Here is a 24,018-nt window from a genome sequence, read left to right as displayed (position 1 = left end):
TTATCTCGAATTCGAGATAATTATTTTTTAAAAAAGAGAACTTAATCTCTTGATCTGGTTTCATCTTATATTTTTACTTACTAAAAGTAAATTAAAAAGACTTGTTTTTTGTAAAAAAAAAACGAACCCAAACTAGGCTACTGAAAAAGTCCCGATTTTCAATTAAGAAGATCGGGACTTTTATTTTTATACCACATTACTACTATTTACATCTTGAAATAGATGCATTTCTCTCCACAAACCACTACTTTTTTTAGTCTAGTATTTTGAGATTCAGAGAACTACTAATTCGAATTCTTCTTATTTTTATTAGTTTTTCAACAGGTTCACTCAAACGCCGCATATTTTATGTTTATACGAATAATCTTTAATAGTAAGAAGATAAAAATCTACTCCACAGATAATTCCCGTGAAAAGCGAGTAATCAGTAGTACCAATAGATCATTTATCACTCTATCGCATCATGGCCCATTTTTTTAATCTCAGTTTAATTTTATTTATAAATCGTCCAATAATTGATTACTTCTAGTTCTATTTCCAATTGTGAAAAACTTTTTTGCGAGTTCTCCTTTTCTTCAGCATCATTCGGATCATTTACCCAAAAACTATTATTCTTCTCATCATAACCTGAAAGAACCATTATATGTCCTACTTTTGTAAAAATCCCTGGTTTTACAGATGTAACTACTGGATGTCCTTCTGATAGGTGTTTTTTAACTAATTCAATATTAAACCCCAAATTTTCACATATATAATTATTATGAACTGAAAAATCAGAAAATATATCCCATGAAGTCCCTTGATTTTCAATAAAATAGTTACTACCTGACCATTCTAAAACATCTATCGGTGAGACTTCTTTTTTTTCAATAAAAGAAGCAATCATAGCCAAAGATACTATTGCACAACCGTTGATAGCTAATGAATTTTGTTGAGGATTTTCTGTCAATAATCCATAAAATTCATCTTTCCATCTCTTATCAGTTTGTAAAATTAATGGCACCTCTAGTCTGTTAGAAAATTTGCGCTCAAATATATCAGTATTTGTTTGTTCTAAATAACTATTTTTTATTTTTTTCTTAGGAACCATCCTTTTTTTTGACGGTTTATAGCTATTTTTATCAGATGATTTTATCATCGCTTGATTTACATACGTTGTGAAACAAACTAAGATTATAATCAACACAGCTACACCTAGTAGTAAGAGACTTTTTTTCATACTCAAAATCTAGCCCCTTCCATATTTTTTTAACCTAGACCTTCTGTTGTTTCTGGTGTTATAGCAGAAACATGGCTAATAATTTTATTTTCAGGTGTAATTGTGACTGCTGTTTTTTTACCATCTTTAGTAGTCACTATAAAATTCAAATTAGTATAATTTGACATTATTTCATTTTCTTTCTTATTTTTTTCAATTTCTACAATTTTGTCATTATCTTCTTGACTCGTTGATTGTAATCCAATTCCTACATAATCAAACTTTACAGATTCTACTTCTTGTCCAGAAAATTCTGACGCTACTTTCTTCACATCATCAATATATGACATACTATTTTTTTCCCAATGTTTATTTGTTTCATCAATGTTTAAGAGTTTTGGCTCTGTATACTCTGTCGGTGTGGGTTGTCCCATAAAAATTAACTCTCCTGATGTTGCATCTATAATAAATTCTGTAGCTTCATTTTCTGATACAGGTATATTGCCTTGCCATGTCCAACGACCATCGAAACTCTTCACAGATTTCATATTTATTTTTTGATTTCCAACTTGATACTTCATTACACTTGATAATTTTTTTGATCCAATAGCAGCCGCTTCATCAGCACTAATTGATCCTGATGGTAATTTTTCACTATTTGAATCTACAGCAATTGCTTGAGAAGATCCATTTTGATTGCTCTTCAATGAGATATTATTTTCATTACTTACAATTTTTTGATCATTAAGTTTAGAGTCAAGTGATGTTGCCATCGCTAATTTAACACCTCCTGTACAAAGACTAATCGCTGCCACGCTTAAAATAACACTTTTTTTGATTGTTTTCATTGTCATACCCCTGTCTTAAAAAAATTTTTATTAGTGATTGCTAGCTATCACTATCTGTATAATAATATGTAGTCATTTCCATATTATTACTAAGTTGTTGCTAACTTGTAAATAATATTTTTATCTCTGTTCCTTTTTCTAATTCTGATGTGATAAACATTTCTCCCTTATGAATTTCTACAATTTTAGCACAAATAGATAAACCTAAACCTAAGCCACCATCTTGACGGTTTCGAGCCGAATCAACTCTATAGAAAGGCTCTTTTATCTTTAAAAGTTGATCTTTTGAAATCCCTTTTCCTTCATCAATAATTATAAAAATTAAATCTGCCTCTTCTGTATATGCTTTTAAAAAAATTTTCTTATCATTATCTGAAGCTTGAATTGAATTATTCACAAAATTAATAAATAAACTCTGAAGTAATTCTAAATTACCATAAATAAATTCTGATTCTATTTCAAATATGAGTTCAATATTTTTTTTCTCTCGTTCAATTCTTGTAGAATCAAATATATCATTACATAACCTTTGAACATTAAGTTTTTCAAAAATAATTACTTCTTCTCGAACTCCTGATAAATACAAAAGTTTCTCTGACAAACTGATTATTCTTTTACTTTCTTTCATAATTTGTTGTGATGACAAATATAAAATTTCTTCATCATAACCTTTTGATAATAATAACTCCGCATATCCATGAATTGAACTGATAGGTGTTCTTAGTTCATGAGAAATATTATCTATAAAATTTTGTCTACTTACGGATTGTTTCTTTAATTCATCTATATTTTTCTGAATAGTATCTGCCATTGTATTAAAATAATTAGCCATCTTAACTGCTTCTTGACCAGACTTTATAGAAATTCTTTTATCATATTTTCCTTCTGCGATTTGTTTTGAAATTGTGGTGACCTCTTTAATAGGTGAAAATACCCATGTTAAACTTCTGTATAGTGTTACTGAAAATAATATAGCTCCTAACACACCTATTGTTATCATATTACGTATGAGGATTTTCCAATCGTTAATTAGCGGTGAAATATCATAGACTGTTTCAATAAAGTAACCCTCAGTATCTAAAATTTTATTAATAGATCGAATATAATATTTTTTGTTTTTATTTTTATTAAGTGACAAATTGATATTCCCACTCATCTCGTATACCCGTTTCTCTGACGAAAAATCTTTTGGGATACTTCTTGTTAACGTTTGATCTTTTTTATACACATCAAACATGTAACCAGAAGCGCTATACTGTTTTGAATAAGCAATTAATATATCATCTAAATCTTTTTGACTATTTTTATCTCTAGATCTAATTGATACAATATCTCTATTAAACATAGATGATAAATAGTTTATTTGAGATGTAGCTCTTTGTTCACCTGATTCTATTTGATTTTGTAATATTTTATTTCCTAGTATTAGCAAACTACCAAAATAGACTACTAAAAAAAGAATAATAGATAGAAAAAAAACTCTAAATTTCATCTTTCACCTCTAATCGATAACCCATTTTATAAACAGTTTTTATCATATTCTCCATATTCATTTTTTTTCTAATCCTTTGAATATGAACATCAACAGTTCTTGAATCCCCTTCAAAATCAAATCCCCAAGCTAATTCAAGTAATTTTTCACGACTTAAACTAATATTTCTATTAACGATTAAAACTTCTAAAAGTGAAAATTCTTGCGGTGTAACTTCTAATATAGCGCCTTCTTTAACAATAGTTCTCTCCAAAAAATTAATTGTAAAATCATTAATTTTAATAATTTCTTTTCTTTTTTTGGTTCGACGTAAAATTGCATCAATTCGAGCAATTAATTCAACCATTTCAAAAGGTTTAACTATATAATCATCCGCCCCTAATTGAAGTCCTTTTACTTTATCAGATAGCTCAGATCGTGCTGTTAAAAAAATAATAGGGACATCTTCTACTTCTTTGATTAAACTAAAACCATCTTTCCCTGGGAGCATAATATCTAATAGAACTAAGTCGTAGTTCTTTTTAGATATTTTTTCACTTGCAACAATTCCATCAAAAGCAACATCACATTTATGTCCTACTAATCTCAGATTTGTCTCTATTAAAAAATTAATAGACAATTCATCTTCCACAATCAATATTTTTGCCATAATATCACCATTTTTCTGTTTTATTATTATAATACATTATATTTGTTACAGAGTTATTAATAAATAATAAAGGGCGTAAGTCAATTTTTATTCCATCGCTTAGTAAGCAGCGCACAATGAGAACTTTCAAGCATCAATTTTGAAGTAACTTATCTTTAATATATTATTATCTATTTCGAATATTAATGATACTAACAAATAAAGACTAGCATTTAATACGGTGGTAAAAAATAAAAAATCCTGATTTTTAAATAAAAAATCAAGATTTCATCAGCGAACTTTTGTTAACTCATTCTGTTTGCTTTATAAAAATGTAACATCAACACAGTTTCATAGATTGCTAAAATTAAAAAGAGAACTGACACGATAAGAATCGCTTGACCACCTAGCATGTGGTAACTATAAATTGAAACCACCGCACCTAAAATAAAAGCAAAAACAACTCGTAAAAAGTGTAGAAAGGCATCCTTATCCTTTTTTTCTTTGGTTTTAGTATACTCATAAAAATTTGTTGCCATACCTTTAAGATTGCCCGTAGTAAATAAATTAGTATACGCTCGACCGTCAATTTTATCAAAAACGACCCATTGAATTGCCGCAGTAAAAGCAATCAAAATTGTAACCAAGGTTTGTTTCTCATTAATCACTGGTAAACTAATTAAAAAGAAAAAAATTGCTTCATAATAAAGGACAAATAAACGCCAATAATGAACTTTTTTCCGGTAAAAATAATCAATTAAAAATTTAGCTAATATAATACCTACTAAAAAGAAACAGGTAGAAATCACTTTTTTTCCGACACTGCCCCACTCACCATCAAAACCTTGAATAATTGCTAAAATAATATTTCCTGTTTGAGCTGAGGCAAAAACATCATAATGAATATAGGTATAGGCATCTAACGCTCCACCAATAAAAGTTAACAATAATCCTACAATACGCGCTTCATGAAACTTATTTTTCATTTTATCACCATCATTTAATTTATCTTTTCATTTTAGCATATCTTTAAAAAAAATAAATTACTTCGTGACATCTGTCGCACTTTTTATTTTAGAAACTAACCACAAACTAGTTAACAGAATAAGACAACCTAGAGACATTAACCATGAGTTTGATTTTTCGTTTGTTTTTGGTAGTCGTCTTTGTCCTTCTACCAGTTTAACTTTTTGGATGAACTCCTTTGGTTCCTCCACATCTATTATTTCTTCTTCTGCTTGCTGCTGAGGTGCTGATAAATCTCCCGTTATCGCCATTTGGCCTTCATGAGAGCTTGCCTTAACGTAAATTGTACCCACTAATCCAAATAGTAATATCAAGCAACTTGTTGCATAAAATACATTTCTTATTTTTTCATTGTCATTCACCTTGTTATATCGTAAGAGAGGTTGTGATCAGTAAAAATCACAACCTCTTTTCCTATTTTATTTTTCGTTACCTGATTGAGGTAATGCTTTGAAACAAAAGACTACATTTGATTCAACATAGGCTTTTTCACCCAACTGAACTTTATCATCAATTTTTCCTTTGAAACCGAAGTTAATACTTTCTTTTGTATCAATTACCGCAAATTCTTTGTTTGTATCCACTGCTGATACACCATTTTTAGCTAAAGTGACATTTTTACTTTGACTTGATTGAATTTGTAATTCAGATAGCGCTTCTAATGCTTTCGCATCTGAGTTAACTGTGTCAATCACATAATCAGTTACATCCACTTTAAGGTGGCGTCCTGAATTATTTGTCATTTTGTAGTTAGCTTCTGAGGTGATCTGTTTGCCATCATTTGTCCCGAATACAACTGCTGTTGGGAAAGTGACGTTGATCCACTTATAAATTGAACTTCTTTTTCTTATCTTTTGTCGGTTTAAAAGACATTTTTTACAGTTAAAGTTCCAAACGAGCTTTAATTGAACGACTAAAAAAACACCTGTGTTATAAGTATTTAAACTCATAACACAGGCATTTTATAACTAACTATTACATTTTCCTTCTATCTAATTGCTTTAAAAGCTTCTGACCATAAAATCAACTCATCTAACATATCATTCACGCCAGCTTCCATATGAGCACCTGGTTTAAAGGTACTAAAGTTTTCAAAATCGGTAAATAAGTTAAAGGCTGGGTTGGTACGAACAGTTGCCACTTTTTGTTCAGCAAATACTTGTCTTAATTGCTCACTCGCACGAACTCCTCCAGCTGATCCGTAGCTCACAATCCCCGCTGCTTTATTGAACCATTCCTCACGAGCGCTATCAATCGCATTTTTTAATGACGCAGAAAAACCGTGGTTGTATTCTTGAGCAATAATAATATAGCCGTCTAACTCTTTAATTTTTTCATTCCATTTAAGGTTGGCTTCGCCTGTTCCTAAAAACGGTAAGTTAAACTCTTTTACGTCAACAATTTCAAAATCATGATCTCTTTTTGAAGCAATCTCTTTAATATATTCTCCAACTTGTGGGCTAACGCGACCTTCTCTTGTACTTCCTAAAATAATTCCAAATTTCATGATAATTTCCTCCTATTAGTTGTTTGTTTTATTTTTCAATAGTTTTAAAGGCATCCGCCCAAATTAATAACTCATCTAACATATCATTCACACCAGAAACCATGTGTTCACCTGGTTTAAACGTACTGAAATTTTCAAAATCGGTAAATAGGTTAAACGCTGGATTGGTTCTAACATCCGCAATTTTTTGCTCTGCTAAAACTAATCTTAACTGTTCACTGGCACGAATCCCGCCAGCTGATCCGTAACTTACGATCCCTGCGGCTTTATTGAACCATTCTTCACGAGCGCTATCCACGGCATTTTTTAATGATGCTGACATGCCGTGATTGTATTCTTGAACGATGAAGATAAAACCATCCATCTCTGAAATTTTAGCATTCCACTTAGGATTAGCTTCACCTTCGCCCATAAACGGTAAATTGTAATCTGCAATATCAATGATTTCAAATTGACGATTGCTATGTGTTTTTGCTAATTTTAATATATACTCAGCAACTTGTGGACTCACACGACCTTCTCTTGTACTACCTACGATAATACCGAATTTATCTGCTTGTTTTTTCTCTTCTTTAATTTTCACTTCCTTGATAACTTCTTTTATAACGATTTCTGGTTCTTTCTTTTTAAATAATCCCATTTGTTTTTCCCCTTTATCCTTGTTGATAATGTTACTATACACGCTTACTTTTAGTTAGTCAAAATAAAAGACTTACTTTTTATAAGTTTTCGTTAAATAAAAAAACTGTGCCCTGAATTTTTACATTCAAGTCACAGATTATTAATTTATTACTCGTCTTCATACATCAGTTTCTCATAAATTTCTAAAACTTTAGAATCTACTCCCACAACTTCCCATTGATCTTTATTTTTTTCATTTGCTTTTAGTTGGATTTCTACCGTTTGCTCTTTTTTCGTTTGTTTCAAATCTGGAATAATTTTTGCTAACGTCCGTTCTGTCATAGTTGTCATAAAATCAGGCTCTTTTAATATTTTTTCTATCTTTTCTATCTCTGACTCGTCTTCTATTTTTTCTATCTCTTCTAGGGACACCACATTAACCCCTTTTTCCTTAAAGTATTGTTGCATCTCGGCATTCATGACTTTTTCTATTTTTGGGTCAAGTCCAGTTAAATCCAAGCCATACAAATCAACATAGGCAGTTGCCATATCCTTTTTGTCTTTGACTTCTTTTATCTCAAAACGTGTTTCTTTTTCAATAACTTTTTTTAATTCATTGGCTATTTTTTGAATCTCTGAATCACTCAAGCCAGTAACGTCGGATTTTAATCCTTCTTTGACACTATAAATCAAACTAGCCTCCGTATCCACCGATTCCATTCCAAAATATTCTCCGTACTTTTCCTTATCTTTTCCGTAAACTTCAGCGTTCATAAAAACGTTGACGGCATCTTTTGCTTCTGGTCGTTTACTCCCACAGGCACTTAAAAGAATGGCGAAACTACAGACAATCAAGACCAAACTAATTTTTTTTGTTTTCATGTCATCACTCCCTTTATTTTATCATACCAAAGAAAGCGATTACCTAAAAACATTAACCTATTCTACAAAGTAGGTTCAAAACGTTCCACTTTCATTTTCAAATGATATTTCTTTCTTAACTCTGCAATTTGGGTCATCATCTCTGTTTTATGATGAACGTCCAAGGCTTCTTGACTTGTCCAACTATCAATTAACAAAACAGATTCTGAATCTTCCATTGGATAATAATATTCGTACTTTTCATTTCCTACTTCTTTTCTGATTGCTTCAACAATTCCTTGTGTCACCATTTCTTCTGCAAATTTTCTAGCGTTGCCCTTTTCTCCTGTGTACGTAATATTGATGACTAAAGTCATGATTATCAGTTCCTTTCTAGATTTTAAGTTACCTTTATCATATCATGATTAACGTACAAAAAAAGTTACCACCCTTAAAAATTCTAAGGATGATAACTTCATCTATCAATTATTTTACCGCTTGACTAACACTTTCTGCGACAACTTTTGCCACACCTTCTTGGAATGGATCTGGAATGATGTTCGTTGTTGATAATTCTTCATCAGAAATCAAACTAGCAATTCCTTTGGCTGCGGCAATTTGCATCTCAATCGTAATGTCACGAGCGTGTGCATCTAATGCGCCTCTGAAAATACCAGGGAATGCTAAAACGTTGTTGATTTGGTTAGGGAAATCACTACGTCCAGTTCCCACAACGTAAGCACCTGCGGCAATAGCTTCGTCAGGGAAAATTTCTGGTGTTGGATTTGCCATAGCGAAAATCACTGGTTTATCGTTCATGTCTTTGATCCACTCAGGTTTTAGTACGCCTGGTGCTGAAACGCCGACAAACACATCTGCCCCTTTAAGAGCATCTTGCAGCGTACCTTCACGCATTTCTCTATTGGTTAATTTAGAAATTTCTGCATGATGTGGTGCTAAGTCTGCGATTTGTGATTCAGAAATAATACCGAAACGGTCAACCACTGTCACATTTTTAACGCCTGCTGCTAAGAATTTACGTGTGACTGAAAGGCCAGCTGATCCTCCGCCATTCACAACTACATTAACTTCATCAATTGATTTACCAATTAATTTTAATGAGTTATAAAGTGCTGCTAAAACAACAATGGCTGTTCCGTGTTGGTCATCGTGGAATACTGGAATATCCAATTCTTCGATTAAACGTTTTTCAATTTCGAAACAACGTGGGGCACTAATATCTTCTAAGTTAATCCCACCAAATGTTGGAGCAATCATTTTTACTGCTTGAATAATTTCTTCTGTGTCTTTTGTTGCTAAAACGATTGGCACTGAATCCACATTCGCAAAACGTTTGAATAAAGCTGCTTTTCCTTCCATAACTGGCATTGCTGCTTCTGGACCAATATCACCTAAACCAAGAACCGCTGTTCCGTCACTAATAACGGCAACTGTGTTCTTTTTAGTTGTTAATTCGTAAGCTAATTTTTTATCTTCTGCAATGGCTGAAGAAACGGCTGCTACACCTGGTGTATAAGCGATACTTAATTCTTCACGGTTGTTGATGGTTACTTTTGATTCAACAGATAGCTTTCCACCGTTTGCTCTTGCTTGCTCGATTGCTAATTCTTTTACGTCTTTTTTTGTCATGATTGTTTCCTCCTTATATTTAGAAAATCATTCTTAAAATAGCTGTCATGGTAATTACTGTAATTGCTCCACCAAGTCGTGTTGCTACTTGGGCAAATGGCATTAAGTTCATACGGTTGGTTGTACTAAGGATCGCAACGTCACCTGTTCCACCCATTCCACTTTGACACGCTGAGATAATTGCTGCTTCTACTGGGTACATATTCATGAAACGTGAAACGAAGAAACCTGTTGTAATAACTGTTAATACTGTACTAATAACAACTAAGAAATATTGCCATGTTAACACACCCACAACGTCTTTTAATGGAATATATAATAAACCTAATCCTGCCATTAATGGGAAAGTGAAGTTACCTGCGATAAATTTGTATAATTGTTTAGAGCCACGTTGTGTTTCTTCTGGTACCACATTAACATATTTTAAAAGTGCTGCCACAAGAATCATTAATACAGGACCAGGAAAGCCTGTTAAGTATTGTAATAAGCCACCGATGATGAATAAGGTACATGCTGTTAAGACACCTGCGCCCATTAATTTGACATCAATTGGTGATTTATCTTCTTCTAAAGCGTCACTTAAATCATCTGCATCTGCTACTTTTACTAATTGGCCTTTACCTGATAAATGAGGTTTTTTCTCACCTAAACGACTAATAAATGCTGAACAACCAATCGCAAAGAAGTTACCAATGATGGTTGCTGGGATTAATTGACCCACTAATTGTTCACTACCCATGCCGGTAATCTGACTATAACCAAGGGATAATGGTAAAATACCTTCACCAATTCCACCTGCTAAAACGGGTGTTACGATAAAGAATAAAACATGTTTCCATTCCATACCAAGTGCCACACCAACAAGAGTCCCAACACCCATTGCTAAGATCATACCGATTGACATTGGGATAATCATTTTCATTAAACCTTGAACCAAGATTTTACGGTTCATACCTAAGATACTACCACAAACTAAACAGGCAATATAAAAATATAAGAAGTTTGCTTGTTTCATCAACATATCTGCTGATTTTAAGACGTTTTCATTAACTAAATTGAAAAATACTAGGATCGAAGGGACCAATAATGACATAATTGCTGGACCACCGAAATTTTTTAAATAAGGAATATTTGCTCCTAACGTTCCTAGAAACCAACCCATTGTTAAGATAACAGCGAAACCACCTAGCATGTTTACTGGTAATTGTTGTAAATAAGCTGTTATTAGAATAACTGAAGATAATACGATATATACTGGTAATGGAACAGATCCGACTTGGAAATTCTTCCACCCTTTTTGCTCTTTTGTATCCATTTGTTTTCCTCCTTTGTCTTTACACCCTTACTATATTGGAAGCGCTTTTCTAAATATACTTTTTTTAATTAATTTAAGTTAATACAACTAATTAAATTAACAAAGAAAATGCTATAATAAATTGGAAAAGGAGGGAACCTCGTGAAAAAAAAGCTTAGTTTATGGACGTTGCTCTCGTTAGCATTTGTCACAACACTGATTTTATCAATTTCAGTCTCTTATTTTTTAGTGGTGAAAAGTGCCGCCAAGCGAGTAAAGCATAATGAAGAAAAGTTACTCCTAGCCACAGGAAAACAACTAGCCAGCGATCCCTTAGTCATTAATCAACTTAAAAAAGATGAAACAAGTCAAGAACTTCAAGAATACACGAATCAATTAGCGAAAAATTACCAACTGGATTTTATTGTTGTCATGGATATGGACGCGATTCGCCTCACTCACCCCGATCCAAGTAAAATTGGTGGGCATTTTAAAGGAGGAGATGAAGTTACCTCTCTTAAAGGCGAAAAACATATCTCGATTAACGAAGGAACTTTGGGACAATCTTTACGTGCCTTTGTCCCTGTCTTCTCAGATGAGAAACAAATTGGGGTCATTGCTTTAGGCGTTAAGATGACCTCTTTATCAACCATGATTCAACAATCTCAAAAAGATTATCAAATTTCCTTAATTCTTAGTTTAGTCGTTAGCTTATTCGTGGCATTTGCCTTATCTCTCTACTTAAAACGCATCTTACTTAATTTAGAACCCCGAGAAATTGCTTCCTTATTAGAAGAAAGAAACGCTATGTTAGAAGAAACCAAAGATGCCGTTGTGGTCATTGATTTGAACAATCGAGTGCTTTTAGCCAATGCCCAAGCTCAAACCTTGTACCAATACACCACCCAACAAACCAATTTGATCGGTAAAGACGTACAAGACTTTTTATATCACTTCGAACAAATCGATTTAGATAAAAAAGTGGAACAACTCTATCAACAACACGGGCAAGATTACCTGTTTTCAGCTGCTCCGATTGTGGTTAGAGAGCAAAAAACGGGCTATGTTATATTCTTACGAAATGCCACAGAAGCTTTATTTGTTACCGATCAACTAGCGAATACAACGGCTTACGCTTCTGCGCTTCAAAGTCAGTCTCACGAATTTATGAATAAACTTCATGTTATTTTCGGTTTGGTAGATTTAGAAGCATATGAAGAATTAGGCGTATATTTGGAAGATTTATTAAAACCGGAGAAAGAATTTTCCCGCTATGTGGCTCTTTTAGTCAAAGATCCCATGATGGCCAGTTTTTTAATTGGGGAGCGTCAGAAATTCTCCGAAATTAAAACTCATTTACACATTGAAATTTTCCCGGAAATCCCGTTAAATAATAGTGAGGAACGAACCCAGTTAATTACCATTTATCGCTACATTCATCATGCCTTTTTACAACGACAATTACCTGATGAATTGCAGTTATCCTTAGAATGGGAAGACAACGTTCTAACCTCTACTTATTCATTTAAGGAGCAACTTTTCTCAAGGGAAGATTGGGAGAAAATTCAAGAAACCTTGCAATCCTTTTACTTTAAACAGCTCATCCAAGATCGCCACAGTGAGCTCCATTTTACAGACAAGACCCTATCATTTAGTGTAGACTACTCTAAGGAGGACTAATTATGACCCACATTTTAATTATCGAAGACGATCCGATGGTGCAATTTATTCATAACAATTACCTAAAAAAAGTGAACCCTGCTTTTAATATTTCAGCTTCTTCAACGATTGCTGAAAGTCGAAACATTCTGGCAACGGAAGCTATTGATTTAATTTTACTTGATATCCACCTAGAAGACGGGAATGGTCTACAGCTTTTAAGTGATTTGAGAAAAGAAAAACGTGACATTGACGTGATTTTGATTACCGCTTCAAAAGAAGCAATTTTAGTGAAGGAAAGCCTTCATCTTGGTGTTTTAGATTATTTAATCAAGCCTTTCACCTATGATCGTTTTGAAAAAAGTTTGAACCTGTATCAGAAAAAAATTGATCAACTTGGGCAACATGAGATGGATCAAGACCAAATCGACGCCTTTCTCCAACCAAAATATGAAGAAGAAACGGGCGATGAAGAATTAGAAAAAGGCCTCACTCAAGAGACGCTAGCTTTTGTGATTAAAACCATTAAACAGATGGATAAGCCTTTTACGATTCAAGAATTAACAGATGAAGCGAAGTTATCTCACGTTTCGATTCGTAAGTATGTCGCTTATTTGGAAAAGAAAGAACAGCTTAAAAGTGAGAATATTTACTTGAAAGTTGGGAGACCTTATAAGGTTTATGTTTGGGGGTAGGCGTAAAATTATTGTTTTGTGCATGTTTCAATAATTTGTGAGTAGGCGTTTAAAAATACATAGAGATGGACACACTTATCTTGTGAGATAAGTGTGTTTTATTTTTGTAGTTCCCCTAGTCTCTAATTCCTTCTATAACAACGTTTATAAGCTATTGTGGTTTTGTTTTATGCCTAAAAATAATTTGACAATATTTTATTCTATAAAATAAAACCAGAATACACTGGAATCGTTGATATAATCATGTTCATCATTTTTAGAATGTCATTAATTAAATACGTTGGACTCTTCTACTTCACTCATGACCTCTTTTCCCACACTTCATGATATTCTTTACCAAATCTCACTATTTCCTATTACAATAAAGCAACAAAATAATAAGAGGTGATTGTCTCATGAAAGCAACATACAAAAATAAAGTCGTTGATGTTTGGGAAATTAGTCGAACAGGGGAGCAACCTGACTGGGTGAAAGAAGCTTTTAAAAAGAATTACCTATATTGGTCAGATAATCGTCTCCGTATTTTAATGGCCGCATTAAATCCGTCCATCCTTCACAACTTAAAAACAGGAACAGTTGTGACAGTGATTGGAAACTGTGGTGGCTACGGTATGTACGCCATGGGATATGAAGGAGATTTTTTAGATGCGACCAATCATCTATTAATTTCTAGTAAAAAATTTTCCAAACACTATACCGTTATCAAGTGAAAAGGAGGCTAAAATATGAAACAGAAACACAGTCTCCAAGCATGGTTATCTAATGAAAAACAAAGTACCATCGCCTTAGTTACCGTAGCTGGATTTATCATTGGTGATATCATTAATGATTTTGTTATCCAGTTTATTGATAGTTTTATTCTTCATACGATTATTGGAATTTCGACTATTTATTTGACTTGGTTCGCTTATCCATATTTCAGGAAATTGATAAAAAAAATTAAAAATAACCCATCAGATAAACTAAGTAATTAGTGTTGTCTGATGGGTTATTTCTCAACAAAAGAAACACCTTTAGTTTTTGATATCCTTATTAAATGTCTCATTTTTTGGGTTTGATATTCCGACAACGACACATTATCTTTTTCTATAGCCATTGAAATATCATTGGTCATTTGGTTCAAAATAAAAATTTCTGAAGAATTTGAATTAGCCAATACTTCTTTATACTCCATTAAGATTGATTTTAACGCTTCATTTTCTTGGCTATGATTCACATCAATTAACAGTTCTACAATAAGAAACAGTGCTTGTTCCATACGATTATTGTCGTTTGTAAACCAATTTAGTCCGCCCATTATTTTGCCCTCGCATTCACTGATTAAGTAATAATAAGATATCATCTTTCAGGTTTTACAAGATTAAAACATCTTGAAATAGCTATTTATAGATCTTCAACTTCATATCAATTCAAAAAAATAGCGGTTAAATTGTTAATAAGATGAATACATATAGGAATCACTAAGTTATTCGTTTTAATATATGATAGAGAAAATAGAACTCCACTAATAAAAATACCTATAAAAAGATAGCTATTTTCCGGAGAGTGAATCATTGAAAACAATAATGAACTGATTACTATGTAGCAATATTTATTGGCTATTAATTGCCTCATTAACCCTCTAAAGACAATTTCTTCTAATATTGGAGCTAAAATAATCACTCCTAGTATTAATAAAAAACTAGAATGATATTCTATAGTTCCCCCTTCATTTCTGACTTTTGATGAACTAGCAGCCGTAAGATAGCTCACTATCAAATTAATCATACTATAAGCTACAATCATTCCTACATCATTTAATGACAAGGATTTTTTGATAGTTATTTCTTTAAGATACTTATTTTTCCTTAAAATTCTATAACTGAAAAATAAAAATAATACCGAAAAAAGGAGAATAACCATCCAATTTGTTGATGGAATTCTGACTAAGAAACTGATACTTAAATTAGCAATAAAATATAGAATTAGCATATTTAATATTTTTCTGAAATTATTTTTAAGATAACTATTAATTTTGTTTATTTTAATTCACCTCATTTTAGTTCATCTGGACAAGAAGTAAATCCGTATTAAGACGGTATTTCCACATAAAGCAAGTCCCTGAAGAATCCGACTTCTTTAGGGACTTTGTGCTATAAATGTACTTCATCTGCAATTTAAGAGTAGCATTTTTTCTATTTTTCGCAAAAAAAGAAGCTGTACTTGAAATTTTTTCTTATTCTTTAACAAACCCATACAACATTCAATAACAACTCACAATAAACACAACCATCGTTAAAAACATCGGCGGACAATAACTAAATCCCCACCAAGCATACTTCCTTTTTCCACTTATCTTCAACTTAATTAATAAAGACTCTAAAATAAATGAATAAGTAATGAAAATTATAGCAATCATAAAATAGGTTTTGCTTGCTACTGTGTAGTGGTTAGTCAATAAATACGAGAAAAAAATAAATAGCAGTAATTGATATACGGTTAGATCATATCGTTTCTTTATCACACTCATAATACTCTCACCCTATATCGACTCCTCAATAATTCTCATCACTTCTTTAAGATTTCGATCTGCTTCTATCTTTTCTAGTTTACTTCGAACCCACAAATACAAACTTCCATTAACTAGCATCAGTACTATTAAGACAACGTACATCCAATCAGACAGGTAAAAATTAGTTGAAACATTTGGTAGTAACACCGTCAATAGCAATAATAGATTCATCACTTGCATCCCTATAAAAACTGATGTTTTCGCTTCTTTCATTTGGTTGTTCAACTCCTTTTGTTTCCTACAATATAACCTTATTTAGCACGCCATCTCGCTAATTGTCTCCAACACCCCTTTTCCACCTCATGAACCAAAAAAACGATGAAGATTCAAATAGTCTTCATCGCTTCTTTGATTTTTTTGCTTTTGCCGAGAGAAAAGGTGCGCAAGATATCATCTTGCAAGCACACACTTCTTTTTGAGTAATCGACTTGTTTTATGTTTTGGGGATTCACCAGACAAGAACGATTCAATCTGAGTAAACTAGGATACATTAATTCTAGGTCAATCAGATTGCCATAAAATTCATATTTTCCTTTTTTACTGTACAGATCAAGTCGATGGGGAATGGTTGATGTTTCAATTAACACAACTTCTGATAACTCTAAATTATAAGTTTGAGAGCTAATTGAAAAACTGAAATTGTTTTTTCTAACATCATTCATCAAATCGATTCGCTTTTGAGATTCTTCTAAGGCACTGTAAATAGCTGCCCTCAACTCCTCAATAGGTTGGTCTTTCATAATAAAATCCAAAGCTTCAACTTTTTCTTTAAAGGTTATCGGTGCCATCTCATTATGAGTTGTCACAAAAATAATTTTCGCCTCAACATCTATTCCGCGAATGATTTTAGCAATATCAATACCATTTAGTTGATGACTTAAATCAATATCTAAAAAATAAATGCCTTTATTGATGTCGAATTTTTTTATGTATTTAATTAATTCGTCCGGACTTTGAGTGGCTATTTTCACTTCAAACAATTCATCATGAAACAAAATATAGTTATCAATGATTGTCCTCATTTGCTGCAATTGCGTGAGGTTGTCTTCACATATTATTATTGGATAACTCATTTTATCTAGCCACTCCTTCATCAATGATTATTTTTACTGTAAATAACTGCTCTTCTTTTTCGTACTGAATAAATAAATTCGGGTATTTATTCTTAATCTCTTGAACATTGGTTAATCCTAAGCCTGAATGATTCGCCTTCGAAGTGTAACCTTGTTCCATTAATTTTGAGACACTCTCTTGATTATTACAATAGCTATTCGCAATAATTATCGTCAGACCTGCATCCGTTTTTGATAAACCAATGGCCATTCTTTTTTCCTCTGTTTCTAAAGAAGCTTCGATACCGTTGTCTAAAAAAATACTCAGTATTCTAATTAAATCCACTAAATCAATCACAGGATTATCAATCAGATCACGGCATTCAAACTGACATTTTATCCCCTTGTTCAGCATTAATTGTAATTTATTAATAAAAATACTTTTTAAATAGCCGTCTTTTATGTACGTCAAATCTTTGAAAACTTCCATGGCTGAGTTAATAAAATATTTTTCAGAGTAATCGTCGAGTTCGTTTAAGAAAGTAGTCAATTCACCGTAATTCTGATTCTCCACATTAATTCTCAAACTCAGTAGCATATTCTTATAATCATGCTTAAATTTCCGGGTAGATTGGTAATCTTCTTCTAGTTGTTCTGTGTAATTTTTTAGACTGTCTAGTTGGTTTTTATAGAGTAAATTTTCATACTCTTCTGCTTTTTTCTTTCGATCTCGAACAAATAAAATTGTTATCACCATCGTCTGCAGTATGACGAATACTAACATGATATTAATATATAAGCTGTATTTTTCAATTGTTTTTAATATAACAACGACTAAAAGAGTAATACAATAAACGTATAGCAGTAACATGGTTAGTAGTATGGAATTGTTATTTTTCAACCATGAAGTAACTTTTAATTTTTGGTAAGCAACTACTAAGAAAAGCAAAATGATACTCATAATACTCATTTTGATAAAAATATAATCAAACCCTTTTGTTCCTTGAAAAGATAGCCAAGGTAACATGATATTAGAAGCTATTAGAGAAGCAAAAAGTATTATTAGCAAACAAAATAAATAAGTATTCACTATAAAATTATTTTTACTCTTAACAACATAGTTTTCATAGAGATAGATAACACCCACCATCAATACATCAAACCAATTTCCCATAACTAATTGTCCAAAAAAAGTAATAATAAGCATCACACTAATCAAAGGAAGTTTTATTTTTCTCTCAATAAAGAAATAAAAGATTCCATACAATAAAATATTCAGATAAAACGTTAATAAAATAAAAGCTTTGAGATCTACCATCAACACTATCAAACACATCCTTTAACTAAGAATATCAAAAAAATGGTAAAAGTTTAACATTTTTTAAATAAAGAAAGAACACATTGAACAGCATTACCTTTATAGGCCTCAGTTACATGCTGTAGTACACTACTCCCTCCATTAATCTTCTTTAAGCCTTTCTCAGCTATTTTCTTATTTAACATCATCATCAACCTTTCTGTTATTTGATACTTAAATTATATCGAAGTTAACTCCACAACTAAAAAAAGATCCTGAACACCTTGATTTGAACTCATGAAATGATGACTACACAAAAAAACCTAGAGTAACTTCCTCGCTCTAGGTACCTTTTCTTATCTCTTCTCCAACATTTTCAACATTTCTTGATAACCTAATTCTTTGGCATAGTCTGCCGCTGTTTTACCGTAAGTATCTCTTAGGGTTGTATCTGCCCCGTATTTTAACAACTCTGCCACAATGTCTTGATAGACTTTTGAACCATCTCTTAAAGCAACTGCTTCAATTAGCGCTGTGTACCCTGGATTATTTTGATGGTCGATATCTGATTTTCCATCCGCTAGTAACAACTTCACATTATCCAAATGCCCTTTTTCTGCAGCTGGAATTAAGGCATTCCCACCAAAGCGATTGACCACCCGTTGATCTGGATGGCTATTTTCAAGCATGTAAGCGAGAATCTCCGTTTTTCCTTGGGCTCCTGCATATAAATAAGGGCTGTCTTGAATCTCGTCTTGTTGGTTCACATCGGCTTTATAGTCGATTAATACTTTAGCAATCGCCACTTGATTGTTGTGTGTAGCAATCAATAGTGGGGATTCTTTTTTCTCGTTCACTTCATTAATATCATAGTTTTTATCTTGAACAATTTCTTTTACCTTCTCTAAATCATTTGCCTCTACTGCTTTGATTAAATCTCCTGATACGTATGTTGTCATTTGTTTTTCCTCCTTATATGGTTTGGTTTCTGTTTGTTTTGCTTCTTGTTTTGTCATACTTGTTTCTTTCGTTTTAACTTCTTCCTGTTGACTACAAGCCGATAAAATCAAACTTAAGCCTAAAAATAAGATAATTTTTTTCATAAGCCTAGCCTCATCTCTGAAAGTTGTTTCTGTTTTAATAACCAGTTATTTTGAGGTTGTAAATTGCTTGCTTTGGTTAGTATTTCGGAAGCACCTTGATAATCTCCTAGAGCTTTTAAACTATTGGATAAATGAAATAAGTAATCCACGCGTGTAGGCGATTGTCTTAGTAGTTCTGTCATCACTTCAACAGCCGCCTCATGATAGCCTATTTCTCTGAAATAATTAGAAAGGTGATACGGATAAAAGGGTTCACTCTTTGTTTGTTTAGCTCCCTGTTTAAAGTAAGCAATCACCTTGTTTGAGTCACCAGTTTTTTTAGCCAAGTTTGCTAAATAATAAGCAAACTCTGGGGAATTTTCTAATCCTTTTTCGTAGTATTCTTTAGCTAACTCAAACTCATGTAATCTCTCGTAAACAAAACCTAGATAGTAGACTTTTTCTAAAGACTCTTCTAATTTGTGTAACTCTGAAAGGCTAGCTAAATAGTGTCTTCCTTTAATCAATTCTTTGATTGTCGAAAAATTTGAATTGTCTTCTTTTTGTTTAAGAATGCTAAGAACATTTTCTTTCTGCTGTTCTGTTGCATATATTAGCGCTGTTTTCTTTTCATAATCCTGAATAGTGATATCAGCCCCACCACTAATTAACGTTTCCACAACATCTCGGTAAAGAAAACCGTCATTGCCTAAAATAACTGCTTCAAGTAAGGCACTCCATCCGAGATGATTCACATGATTCACTGGAACACCTGCCTGAATCCCTAACTGAACCACCTCAATAAACCCTTTCTCACTAGATGGCAGTAAGGCAGTGCCACCAAATCGATTCACTTGGGTTACTTCTGGGCTATGCAACAAGATTAATTCAAAAATATCGGTCAACCCATTAGCTGCTGCAGCGATAAAAGGCGATAGTTCATTCGTATTTTTCACATTTGGATCTGCGCCATGACTTAGTAAATCAGCTACTTTGTCTAATTGATTACTCAGAACCGCTTCTTCCAGCAAGTGTTGCTTGTTTTCTTCTAACACACCTCTAACCTCCTAACATTAAGTCTAGTATATCTTAGTTACTTTAACTTTAAATCAGTTGATTTAATTGAAAATAAGCCTCTTTCTTCATACAATATATACAAAGAAAGAGGCGAGACATACGATGAAGATAAGCGATTTATTGAACCTACCAACCTTCTCTGATTTCAAGCTATTAGCTGGTCAATCAGGAGTCAATCATCAAATTACCAGCGTGAATATTTTAGATAATCCAAAAGCGATGAACTGGCTTTCTCCAGGTGAGCTGATTGTGACGTCAGGTTATTTTTTCAGCGAAAGTTCTGACGCTTTAGAAGACTTTTTAAAAAGTTTCCATCAATTAAATATCCCAGGAATTTGTATCAAACCACAAGTCTATCTGAATCCTATTCCTGAGCTATTAATTGATTTGTGCAATGAGTTAACTATCCCTCTCATTGAAATACCTTACGGGATCGCTTTTTCAAAAATTTTAACGACCGTTATGAATCTGTTAACTGAAGATACTAATAAGGCGACACAACTAACTTTAGAGACAAACACTAAATTTTTAGAGTACGGTCTAAAAGGTAAGGGGCTCGATTATTTAAAAGAAAAACTCGAATCCCTCTTGAATCAACCCGTCATTATTACTGATTCACATTGGGTGCTACTGACCAAACCGACAACTCATGATTTTGACAGCTTAATCAATCAAGAACAACAACTCACGCTGTTTGATACGAGTAAAATAGTTAATTTACCTGTGAATCTATCTAAATCAGCACATCCCATTTCTCTTCAATTTGATAGTCAAAAAAATGGCGTGTTGCTGCCTTTATTTTTTAACGATGTCACCTATGGCTATATTATTGTGTTACAAAAAAATCAAGCAATCTTGCAGCAAGACTATCTCAATTTACAACAAGCAGCCTTAACGATTGCCATGGAAATCGTTCATCAAACAGAAAAAAGTCGAATTCAAAATAAAATATCTCGAGAATTTTATCAAAAATTATTACACAACTCCGCAGATATTAACGAACTTAAACAGTATGATACTAACTTTAATTTTGATCTTTCTTACACTGTCTTTATGATTGATTTTAAGCACACTCAGTCAAATTACGACGACTTACAAGCTTCGTATAATGAAGATTCTTTATTACGGCACTTACAACTTGTGATTGAAACACTGAGACAAGATCAGTTACAAGTTATTCATCTCTTTAAACAAGGGAATTCTTTTATTGGTTTAATCGGAAATGTGGATAATCATTTTTTTACCCTTTTACACAAACAACTTCTATTCTATTTTAAATCAAACGCTGATATTAATTTGTTAATCGGTTCTACCCAACCTGTTCCTAATTTACCGAAAAGTTACCAAGAAGTACGTCATTTAATTCGCTATTTAGTGCCTAATCAGAGTGATATTTACCGTTCGGAGAACTTTTATTTTGATAATTTTTTACAACAGCGCATTCCAACAACTGAGGCTCAGAACTTTATCTCACACTATCTAGCACCACTTATCGACTATGACAACACTCATAATAGTCAGTTTTTGGAAACACTAGACTGCTTTTTGAATCATCAGCAAAATATTGCAGAAACAGCTAGAGCCCTCTTCATCCATCGTAATACGTTGTTGTATCGAATTGAAAAGATAGAATCACTGTTGGGCATTTCTTTGAAGGAGTCTGAAAATGTACTTCCATTGATGCTAGCGTTAAAGTTAATACAGCGTGGTGAGAAAAGCGATTAACTCCAAGCAACTGGAGCGAATAATAAATAATCCGTGATCTTGGGATTCTTTATTATTTGTGAAGTTGTCGCAGGAGTTGCTTTTTGAACCCTTACTACTCAGCGTGGTGAAAATAGCGATTAACTCCAAGCAGCTGGAGCGAATAATAAATAATCCGTGATCTTGGGATTCTTTATTATTTGTGAAGTTGCCGCAGGAGTTGCTTTTTGAACCCTTACTACTCAGCGTGGTGAAAAATGCGTCTAACTCCAAGCAGCTGGAAAATATGAAAAAGAGTCAACTGACGATTAAATCAGTTGACTCTTTTTCTGGATTAATTCGTTTGTTTCTCTTTTTTGTAATATCTTATTGAGAATACTACGGTGATTAACATTAAGCCAATCATTACCCAAACATAGTTACTTTGATCATTTGTTTGTGGTAATTTTTTACCTGTTGTTTGATTATTGGTTACTTTAACTTTAGATGGTGATTCTGTCGATTTAGTTGGTACCTCTTCTTTAGATGATGGTGCTTTTGGTTTTTCAGGTACTTTTTCTTCCGATGACGGTTCTGCCGGTTTACTTGGTACACTTGGTTTTTCTGGAACGATTTCTTTTTTAGTTAATTTATTCGTAATCGTAAAACCTTCCACCTGACTGTCATATCCTTCTGGCACATCGATTTCTTTCACGCTGTATCTAAATGCTTCGCCACTTTCATCATACTTCGGTAAATCTTTAAAAATGTACTCCCATTTGTCTGAGTCACCTGTTACTTTTTCTGTTGCGACTACTTCGTCATTTTTCAATAACTCAACGGTGATGTTTTCTGGACGAGTGTTGAGTTGGTTATTGTTATCTTCCCAAACTTTTGTTACTGGGATTTCGATTGTTTCTTTGTTGACGTAAGTGTTTGTAATTGTTGTACCTTCTACTTTATTTGTGTAATTTTCGGGTACTTTGATTTCTTTCACACTGTAGCAGTATTCTTTGCCTTTGTTGTCATACTTAGGTAGATTTTTAAAAGTATATTCCCATTTGTCTGAGTCACCTTTTATTTCTTCTACTTTTTCTGATTCACCATTTTTAAATAGTTCAATGGTGATTGTTTCTGGTCTTGTGTTGAATTTGTTGCTGTAATCTTCCCAAATCTTGGTTACTGGTAATTCCGTTGTTTCTTTATTGATGTACGTGTTTGTGATCGTTGTGCCTTCTACTTTACTTGTGTAGTTCGATGAGACTTTGATTTCTTTCATGCTGTAGCTAAATTCTTTTCCTTTGTTATCGTACTTCGGTAAGTCTTTGAATGTATAACTCCACTTGTCCGAGTCACCTGTTACTTTTTCTGTTGCGACTACTTCTCCGTTTTTCAATAATTCAACTGTGATACTTTCTGGACGAGTTTTGAATTGATTACTGTAGTCATTCCAAATTTTCGTTACTGGTAATTCTGTTGTTTCTTTATTGACGTAAGTATTTGTAATCGTTGTGCCTTCTACTTTACTTGTGTAGTTAGATGGGACTTTGATTTCTTTCACGCTGTAGCTATATTCTTTACCTTTGTTGTCATACTTAGGTAGATTTTTGAAAGTATATTCCCATTTATCTGAGTCACCTGTTAACTCTTGAACCACTTCTGATTTGCCATTTTTAAGTAACTCAATAGTAATATTTTTTGGTCGAGTATTGAATTGGTTACTGTAATCATTCCAGATTTTTGTTACTGGTAATTCTGTTGTTTCTTTATTGACGTAAGTATTTGTAATCGTTGTGC

At 32.8% G+C, this 24,018-nt stretch carries 27 protein-coding genes; 5 read left to right on the top strand and 22 right to left on the bottom strand.

The annotated features are described in order from the left end of the window. Positions 1 to 493: 493 nt before the first annotated feature. From FM121_RS14190 to FM121_RS14130, 13 genes are all read right to left on the bottom strand, one after another. Positions 494 to 1,219, bottom strand: coding sequence for a C39 family peptidase (locus tag FM121_RS14190; protein WP_086952852.1), 726 nt, complete (start codon positions 1,217 to 1,219; stop codon positions 494 to 496). A 29-nt stretch (positions 1,220 to 1,248) separates the two neighbouring features. Next, positions 1,249 to 2,046, bottom strand: coding sequence for a hypothetical protein (locus FM121_RS14185; protein ID WP_086952851.1), 798 nt, complete (start codon positions 2,044 to 2,046; stop codon positions 1,249 to 1,251). 100 nt (positions 2,047 to 2,146) lie between these two features. Beyond that, complete coding sequence (locus FM121_RS14180) at positions 2,147 to 3,538, bottom strand: sensor histidine kinase (RefSeq protein ID WP_086952850.1); 1,392 nt, start codon at positions 3,536 to 3,538, stop codon at positions 2,147 to 2,149. After that, positions 3,528 to 4,187 carry a response regulator transcription factor gene (locus tag FM121_RS14175; RefSeq protein ID WP_086952849.1) on the bottom strand — a complete coding sequence of 220 codons (660 nt, stop codon included), beginning with the start codon at positions 4,185 to 4,187 and terminating at the stop codon, positions 3,528 to 3,530. Before FM121_RS14175 ends, FM121_RS14180 begins: the two co-directional genes overlap by 11 nt. A gap of 284 nt (positions 4,188 to 4,471) precedes the next feature. Continuing rightward, positions 4,472 to 5,152, bottom strand: coding sequence for a YoaK family protein (locus FM121_RS14170; protein ID WP_086952848.1), 681 nt, complete (start codon positions 5,150 to 5,152; stop codon positions 4,472 to 4,474). A 57-nt stretch (positions 5,153 to 5,209) separates the two neighbouring features. Continuing rightward, a complete protein-coding gene (locus FM121_RS14165) occupies positions 5,210 to 5,554 on the bottom strand; it encodes an LPXTG cell wall anchor domain-containing protein (protein WP_086952847.1) in 345 nt (114 codons plus the stop codon). Positions 5,555 to 5,611: 57 nt separating this feature from the next. Further along, a complete protein-coding gene (locus FM121_RS14160; RefSeq protein WP_086952846.1) occupies positions 5,612 to 6,142 on the bottom strand; it encodes a hypothetical protein in 531 nt (176 codons plus the stop codon). A gap of 38 nt (positions 6,143 to 6,180) precedes the next feature. After that, the gene (locus tag FM121_RS14155) at positions 6,181 to 6,699 is read right to left on the bottom strand and encodes an NADPH-dependent FMN reductase (RefSeq protein ID WP_086952845.1); all 519 of its coding nucleotides are present in this window, start codon (positions 6,697 to 6,699) and stop codon (positions 6,181 to 6,183) included. A 28-nt stretch (positions 6,700 to 6,727) separates the two neighbouring features. After that, the gene (locus FM121_RS14150; protein WP_086952844.1) at positions 6,728 to 7,339 is read right to left on the bottom strand and encodes an NADPH-dependent FMN reductase; all 612 of its coding nucleotides are present in this window, start codon (positions 7,337 to 7,339) and stop codon (positions 6,728 to 6,730) included. A 149-nt stretch (positions 7,340 to 7,488) separates the two neighbouring features. Continuing rightward, positions 7,489 to 8,202, bottom strand: coding sequence for a DUF5105 domain-containing protein (locus FM121_RS14145; RefSeq protein ID WP_086952843.1), 714 nt, complete (start codon positions 8,200 to 8,202; stop codon positions 7,489 to 7,491). A gap of 62 nt (positions 8,203 to 8,264) precedes the next feature. Then, entirely contained in the window at positions 8,265 to 8,558 is a 294-nt protein-coding gene (locus FM121_RS14140; protein ID WP_086952842.1) for a putative quinol monooxygenase, read from the bottom strand. Between the two features lie 109 nt (positions 8,559 to 8,667). Next, complete coding sequence (locus FM121_RS14135; RefSeq protein ID WP_086952841.1) at positions 8,668 to 9,831, bottom strand: NAD(P)-dependent malic enzyme; 1,164 nt, start codon at positions 9,829 to 9,831, stop codon at positions 8,668 to 8,670. A 19-nt stretch (positions 9,832 to 9,850) separates the two neighbouring features. Then, entirely contained in the window at positions 9,851 to 11,146 is a 1,296-nt protein-coding gene (locus FM121_RS14130; protein WP_086952840.1) for a 2-hydroxycarboxylate transporter family protein, read from the bottom strand. A gap of 141 nt (positions 11,147 to 11,287) precedes the next feature. On the opposite strand from FM121_RS14130, the gene FM121_RS14125 reads away from it, so the two are divergent. The 4 genes from FM121_RS14125 (at position 11,288) to FM121_RS14110 (ending at position 14,453) form a co-directional block, all read left to right on the top strand. Next, positions 11,288 to 12,805, top strand: a complete 1,518-nt coding sequence (locus tag FM121_RS14125; protein ID WP_086952839.1) for a Spo0B domain-containing protein — start codon at positions 11,288 to 11,290, stop codon at positions 12,803 to 12,805. A gap of 2 nt (positions 12,806 to 12,807) precedes the next feature. After that, a complete protein-coding gene (locus tag FM121_RS14120; RefSeq protein WP_086952838.1) occupies positions 12,808 to 13,479 on the top strand; it encodes a response regulator in 672 nt (223 codons plus the stop codon). A gap of 395 nt (positions 13,480 to 13,874) precedes the next feature. Next, a complete protein-coding gene (locus FM121_RS14115) occupies positions 13,875 to 14,189 on the top strand; it encodes a hypothetical protein (protein WP_086952837.1) in 315 nt (104 codons plus the stop codon). Positions 14,190 to 14,204: 15 nt separating this feature from the next. After that, on the top strand, positions 14,205 to 14,453 hold the full coding sequence (locus FM121_RS14110; RefSeq protein ID WP_086952836.1) for a hypothetical protein: 249 nt from the start codon (positions 14,205 to 14,207) through the stop codon (positions 14,451 to 14,453). Positions 14,454 to 14,467: 14 nt separating this feature from the next. Here the strand turns inward: FM121_RS14110 and FM121_RS14105 are convergent, their stop codons facing one another. The 8 genes from FM121_RS14105 to FM121_RS14075 form a co-directional block, all read right to left on the bottom strand. After that, a complete protein-coding gene (locus FM121_RS14105; protein WP_179203898.1) occupies positions 14,468 to 14,776 on the bottom strand; it encodes a bacteriocin immunity protein in 309 nt (102 codons plus the stop codon). A gap of 107 nt (positions 14,777 to 14,883) precedes the next feature. After that, positions 14,884 to 15,246: a CPBP family intramembrane glutamic endopeptidase gene (locus tag FM121_RS14790; protein WP_373385093.1), complete on the bottom strand. Its 363-nt coding sequence runs from the start codon at positions 15,244 to 15,246 to the stop codon at positions 14,884 to 14,886. A gap of 754 nt (positions 15,247 to 16,000) precedes the next feature. Further along, positions 16,001 to 16,243 (bottom strand): hypothetical protein, encoded by a 243-nt coding sequence (locus FM121_RS14095; RefSeq protein ID WP_086952833.1) that lies wholly within the window; start codon positions 16,241 to 16,243, stop codon positions 16,001 to 16,003. A gap of 113 nt (positions 16,244 to 16,356) precedes the next feature. Then, positions 16,357 to 17,103, bottom strand: a complete 747-nt coding sequence (locus tag FM121_RS14090; protein ID WP_086952832.1) for a LytR/AlgR family response regulator transcription factor — start codon at positions 17,101 to 17,103, stop codon at positions 16,357 to 16,359. Between the two features lies 1 nt (position 17,104). Beyond that, the gene (locus FM121_RS14085) at positions 17,105 to 18,400 is read right to left on the bottom strand and encodes a sensor histidine kinase (protein ID WP_256958486.1); all 1,296 of its coding nucleotides are present in this window, start codon (positions 18,398 to 18,400) and stop codon (positions 17,105 to 17,107) included. Positions 18,401 to 18,453: 53 nt separating this feature from the next. Next, positions 18,454 to 18,585 (bottom strand): EntF family bacteriocin induction factor, encoded by a 132-nt coding sequence (locus FM121_RS14785; protein ID WP_179203896.1) that lies wholly within the window; start codon positions 18,583 to 18,585, stop codon positions 18,454 to 18,456. 150 nt (positions 18,586 to 18,735) lie between these two features. Next, entirely contained in the window at positions 18,736 to 19,482 is a 747-nt protein-coding gene (locus FM121_RS14080; RefSeq protein WP_086952830.1) for an ankyrin repeat domain-containing protein, read from the bottom strand. Then, positions 19,479 to 20,516 carry an ankyrin repeat domain-containing protein gene (locus FM121_RS14075; RefSeq protein ID WP_086952829.1) on the bottom strand — a complete coding sequence of 346 codons (1,038 nt, stop codon included), beginning with the start codon at positions 20,514 to 20,516 and terminating at the stop codon, positions 19,479 to 19,481. Before FM121_RS14075 ends, FM121_RS14080 begins: the two co-directional genes overlap by 4 nt. 124 nt (positions 20,517 to 20,640) lie before the next feature. Here FM121_RS14075 and FM121_RS14070 point away from each other — a divergent pair, with 124 nt between their 5' ends. Further along, on the top strand, positions 20,641 to 22,263 hold the full coding sequence (locus FM121_RS14070) for a PucR family transcriptional regulator (protein ID WP_086952828.1): 1,623 nt from the start codon (positions 20,641 to 20,643) through the stop codon (positions 22,261 to 22,263). 313 nt (positions 22,264 to 22,576) lie between these two features. Here FM121_RS14070 and FM121_RS14065 read toward each other — a convergent pair. Further along, positions 22,577 to 24,018 (bottom strand): Cna B-type domain-containing protein (locus FM121_RS14065; RefSeq protein WP_086952827.1); only part of this gene is annotated, 1,442 nt, incomplete at its 5' end.

Origin of the sequence: Vagococcus fluvialis bH819 (assembly GCF_900163795.1) — a bacterium.
GTDB lineage: Bacteria > Bacillota > Bacilli > Lactobacillales > Vagococcaceae > Vagococcus > Vagococcus fluvialis_A.
This window is presented reverse-complemented; position numbering and strand designations above follow the sequence as displayed.

Coding starts and splice junctions, on each gene's coding strand:
- FM121_RS14190 (WP_086952852.1), bottom strand. CDS start 1,219: ATGAAAAAAAGTCTCTTACTACTAGGTGTAGCTGTGTTGATTATAATC.
- FM121_RS14185 (WP_086952851.1), bottom strand. CDS start 2,046: ATGAAAACAATCAAAAAAAGTGTTATTTTAAGCGTGGCAGCGATTAGT.
- FM121_RS14180 (WP_086952850.1), bottom strand. CDS start 3,538: ATGAAATTTAGAGTTTTTTTTCTATCTATTATTCTTTTTTTAGTAGTC.
- FM121_RS14175 (WP_086952849.1), bottom strand. CDS start 4,187: ATGGCAAAAATATTGATTGTGGAAGATGAATTGTCTATTAATTTTTTA.
- FM121_RS14170 (WP_086952848.1), bottom strand. CDS start 5,152: ATGAAAAATAAGTTTCATGAAGCGCGTATTGTAGGATTATTGTTAACT.
- FM121_RS14160 (WP_086952846.1), bottom strand. CDS start 6,142: ATGAGTTTAAATACTTATAACACAGGTGTTTTTTTAGTCGTTCAATTA.
- FM121_RS14155 (WP_086952845.1), bottom strand. CDS start 6,699: ATGAAATTTGGAATTATTTTAGGAAGTACAAGAGAAGGTCGCGTTAGC.
- FM121_RS14150 (WP_086952844.1), bottom strand. CDS start 7,339: ATGGGATTATTTAAAAAGAAAGAACCAGAAATCGTTATAAAAGAAGTT.
- FM121_RS14145 (WP_086952843.1), bottom strand. CDS start 8,202: ATGAAAACAAAAAAAATTAGTTTGGTCTTGATTGTCTGTAGTTTCGCC.
- FM121_RS14140 (WP_086952842.1), bottom strand. CDS start 8,558: ATGACTTTAGTCATCAATATTACGTACACAGGAGAAAAGGGCAACGCT.
- FM121_RS14135 (WP_086952841.1), bottom strand. CDS start 9,831: ATGACAAAAAAAGACGTAAAAGAATTAGCAATCGAGCAAGCAAGAGCA.
- FM121_RS14130 (WP_086952840.1), bottom strand. CDS start 11,146: ATGGATACAAAAGAGCAAAAAGGGTGGAAGAATTTCCAAGTCGGATCT.
- FM121_RS14120 (WP_086952838.1), top strand. CDS start 12,808: ATGACCCACATTTTAATTATCGAAGACGATCCGATGGTGCAATTTATT.
- FM121_RS14115 (WP_086952837.1), top strand. CDS start 13,875: ATGAAAGCAACATACAAAAATAAAGTCGTTGATGTTTGGGAAATTAGT.
- FM121_RS14110 (WP_086952836.1), top strand. CDS start 14,205: ATGAAACAGAAACACAGTCTCCAAGCATGGTTATCTAATGAAAAACAA.
- FM121_RS14105 (WP_179203898.1), bottom strand. CDS start 14,776: ATGGGCGGACTAAATTGGTTTACAAACGACAATAATCGTATGGAACAA.
- FM121_RS14790 (WP_373385093.1), bottom strand. CDS start 15,246: ATGATTAATTTGATAGTGAGCTATCTTACGGCTGCTAGTTCATCAAAA.
- FM121_RS14095 (WP_086952833.1), bottom strand. CDS start 16,243: ATGAAAGAAGCGAAAACATCAGTTTTTATAGGGATGCAAGTGATGAAT.
- FM121_RS14090 (WP_086952832.1), bottom strand. CDS start 17,103: ATGAGTTATCCAATAATAATATGTGAAGACAACCTCACGCAATTGCAG.
- FM121_RS14085 (WP_256958486.1), bottom strand. CDS start 18,400: ATGGTAGATCTCAAAGCTTTTATTTTATTAACGTTTTATCTGAATATT.
- FM121_RS14785 (WP_179203896.1), bottom strand. CDS start 18,585: ATGTTAAATAAGAAAATAGCTGAGAAAGGCTTAAAGAAGATTAATGGA.
- FM121_RS14080 (WP_086952830.1), bottom strand. CDS start 19,482: ATGAAAAAAATTATCTTATTTTTAGGCTTAAGTTTGATTTTATCGGCT.
- FM121_RS14070 (WP_086952828.1), top strand. CDS start 20,641: ATGAAGATAAGCGATTTATTGAACCTACCAACCTTCTCTGATTTCAAG.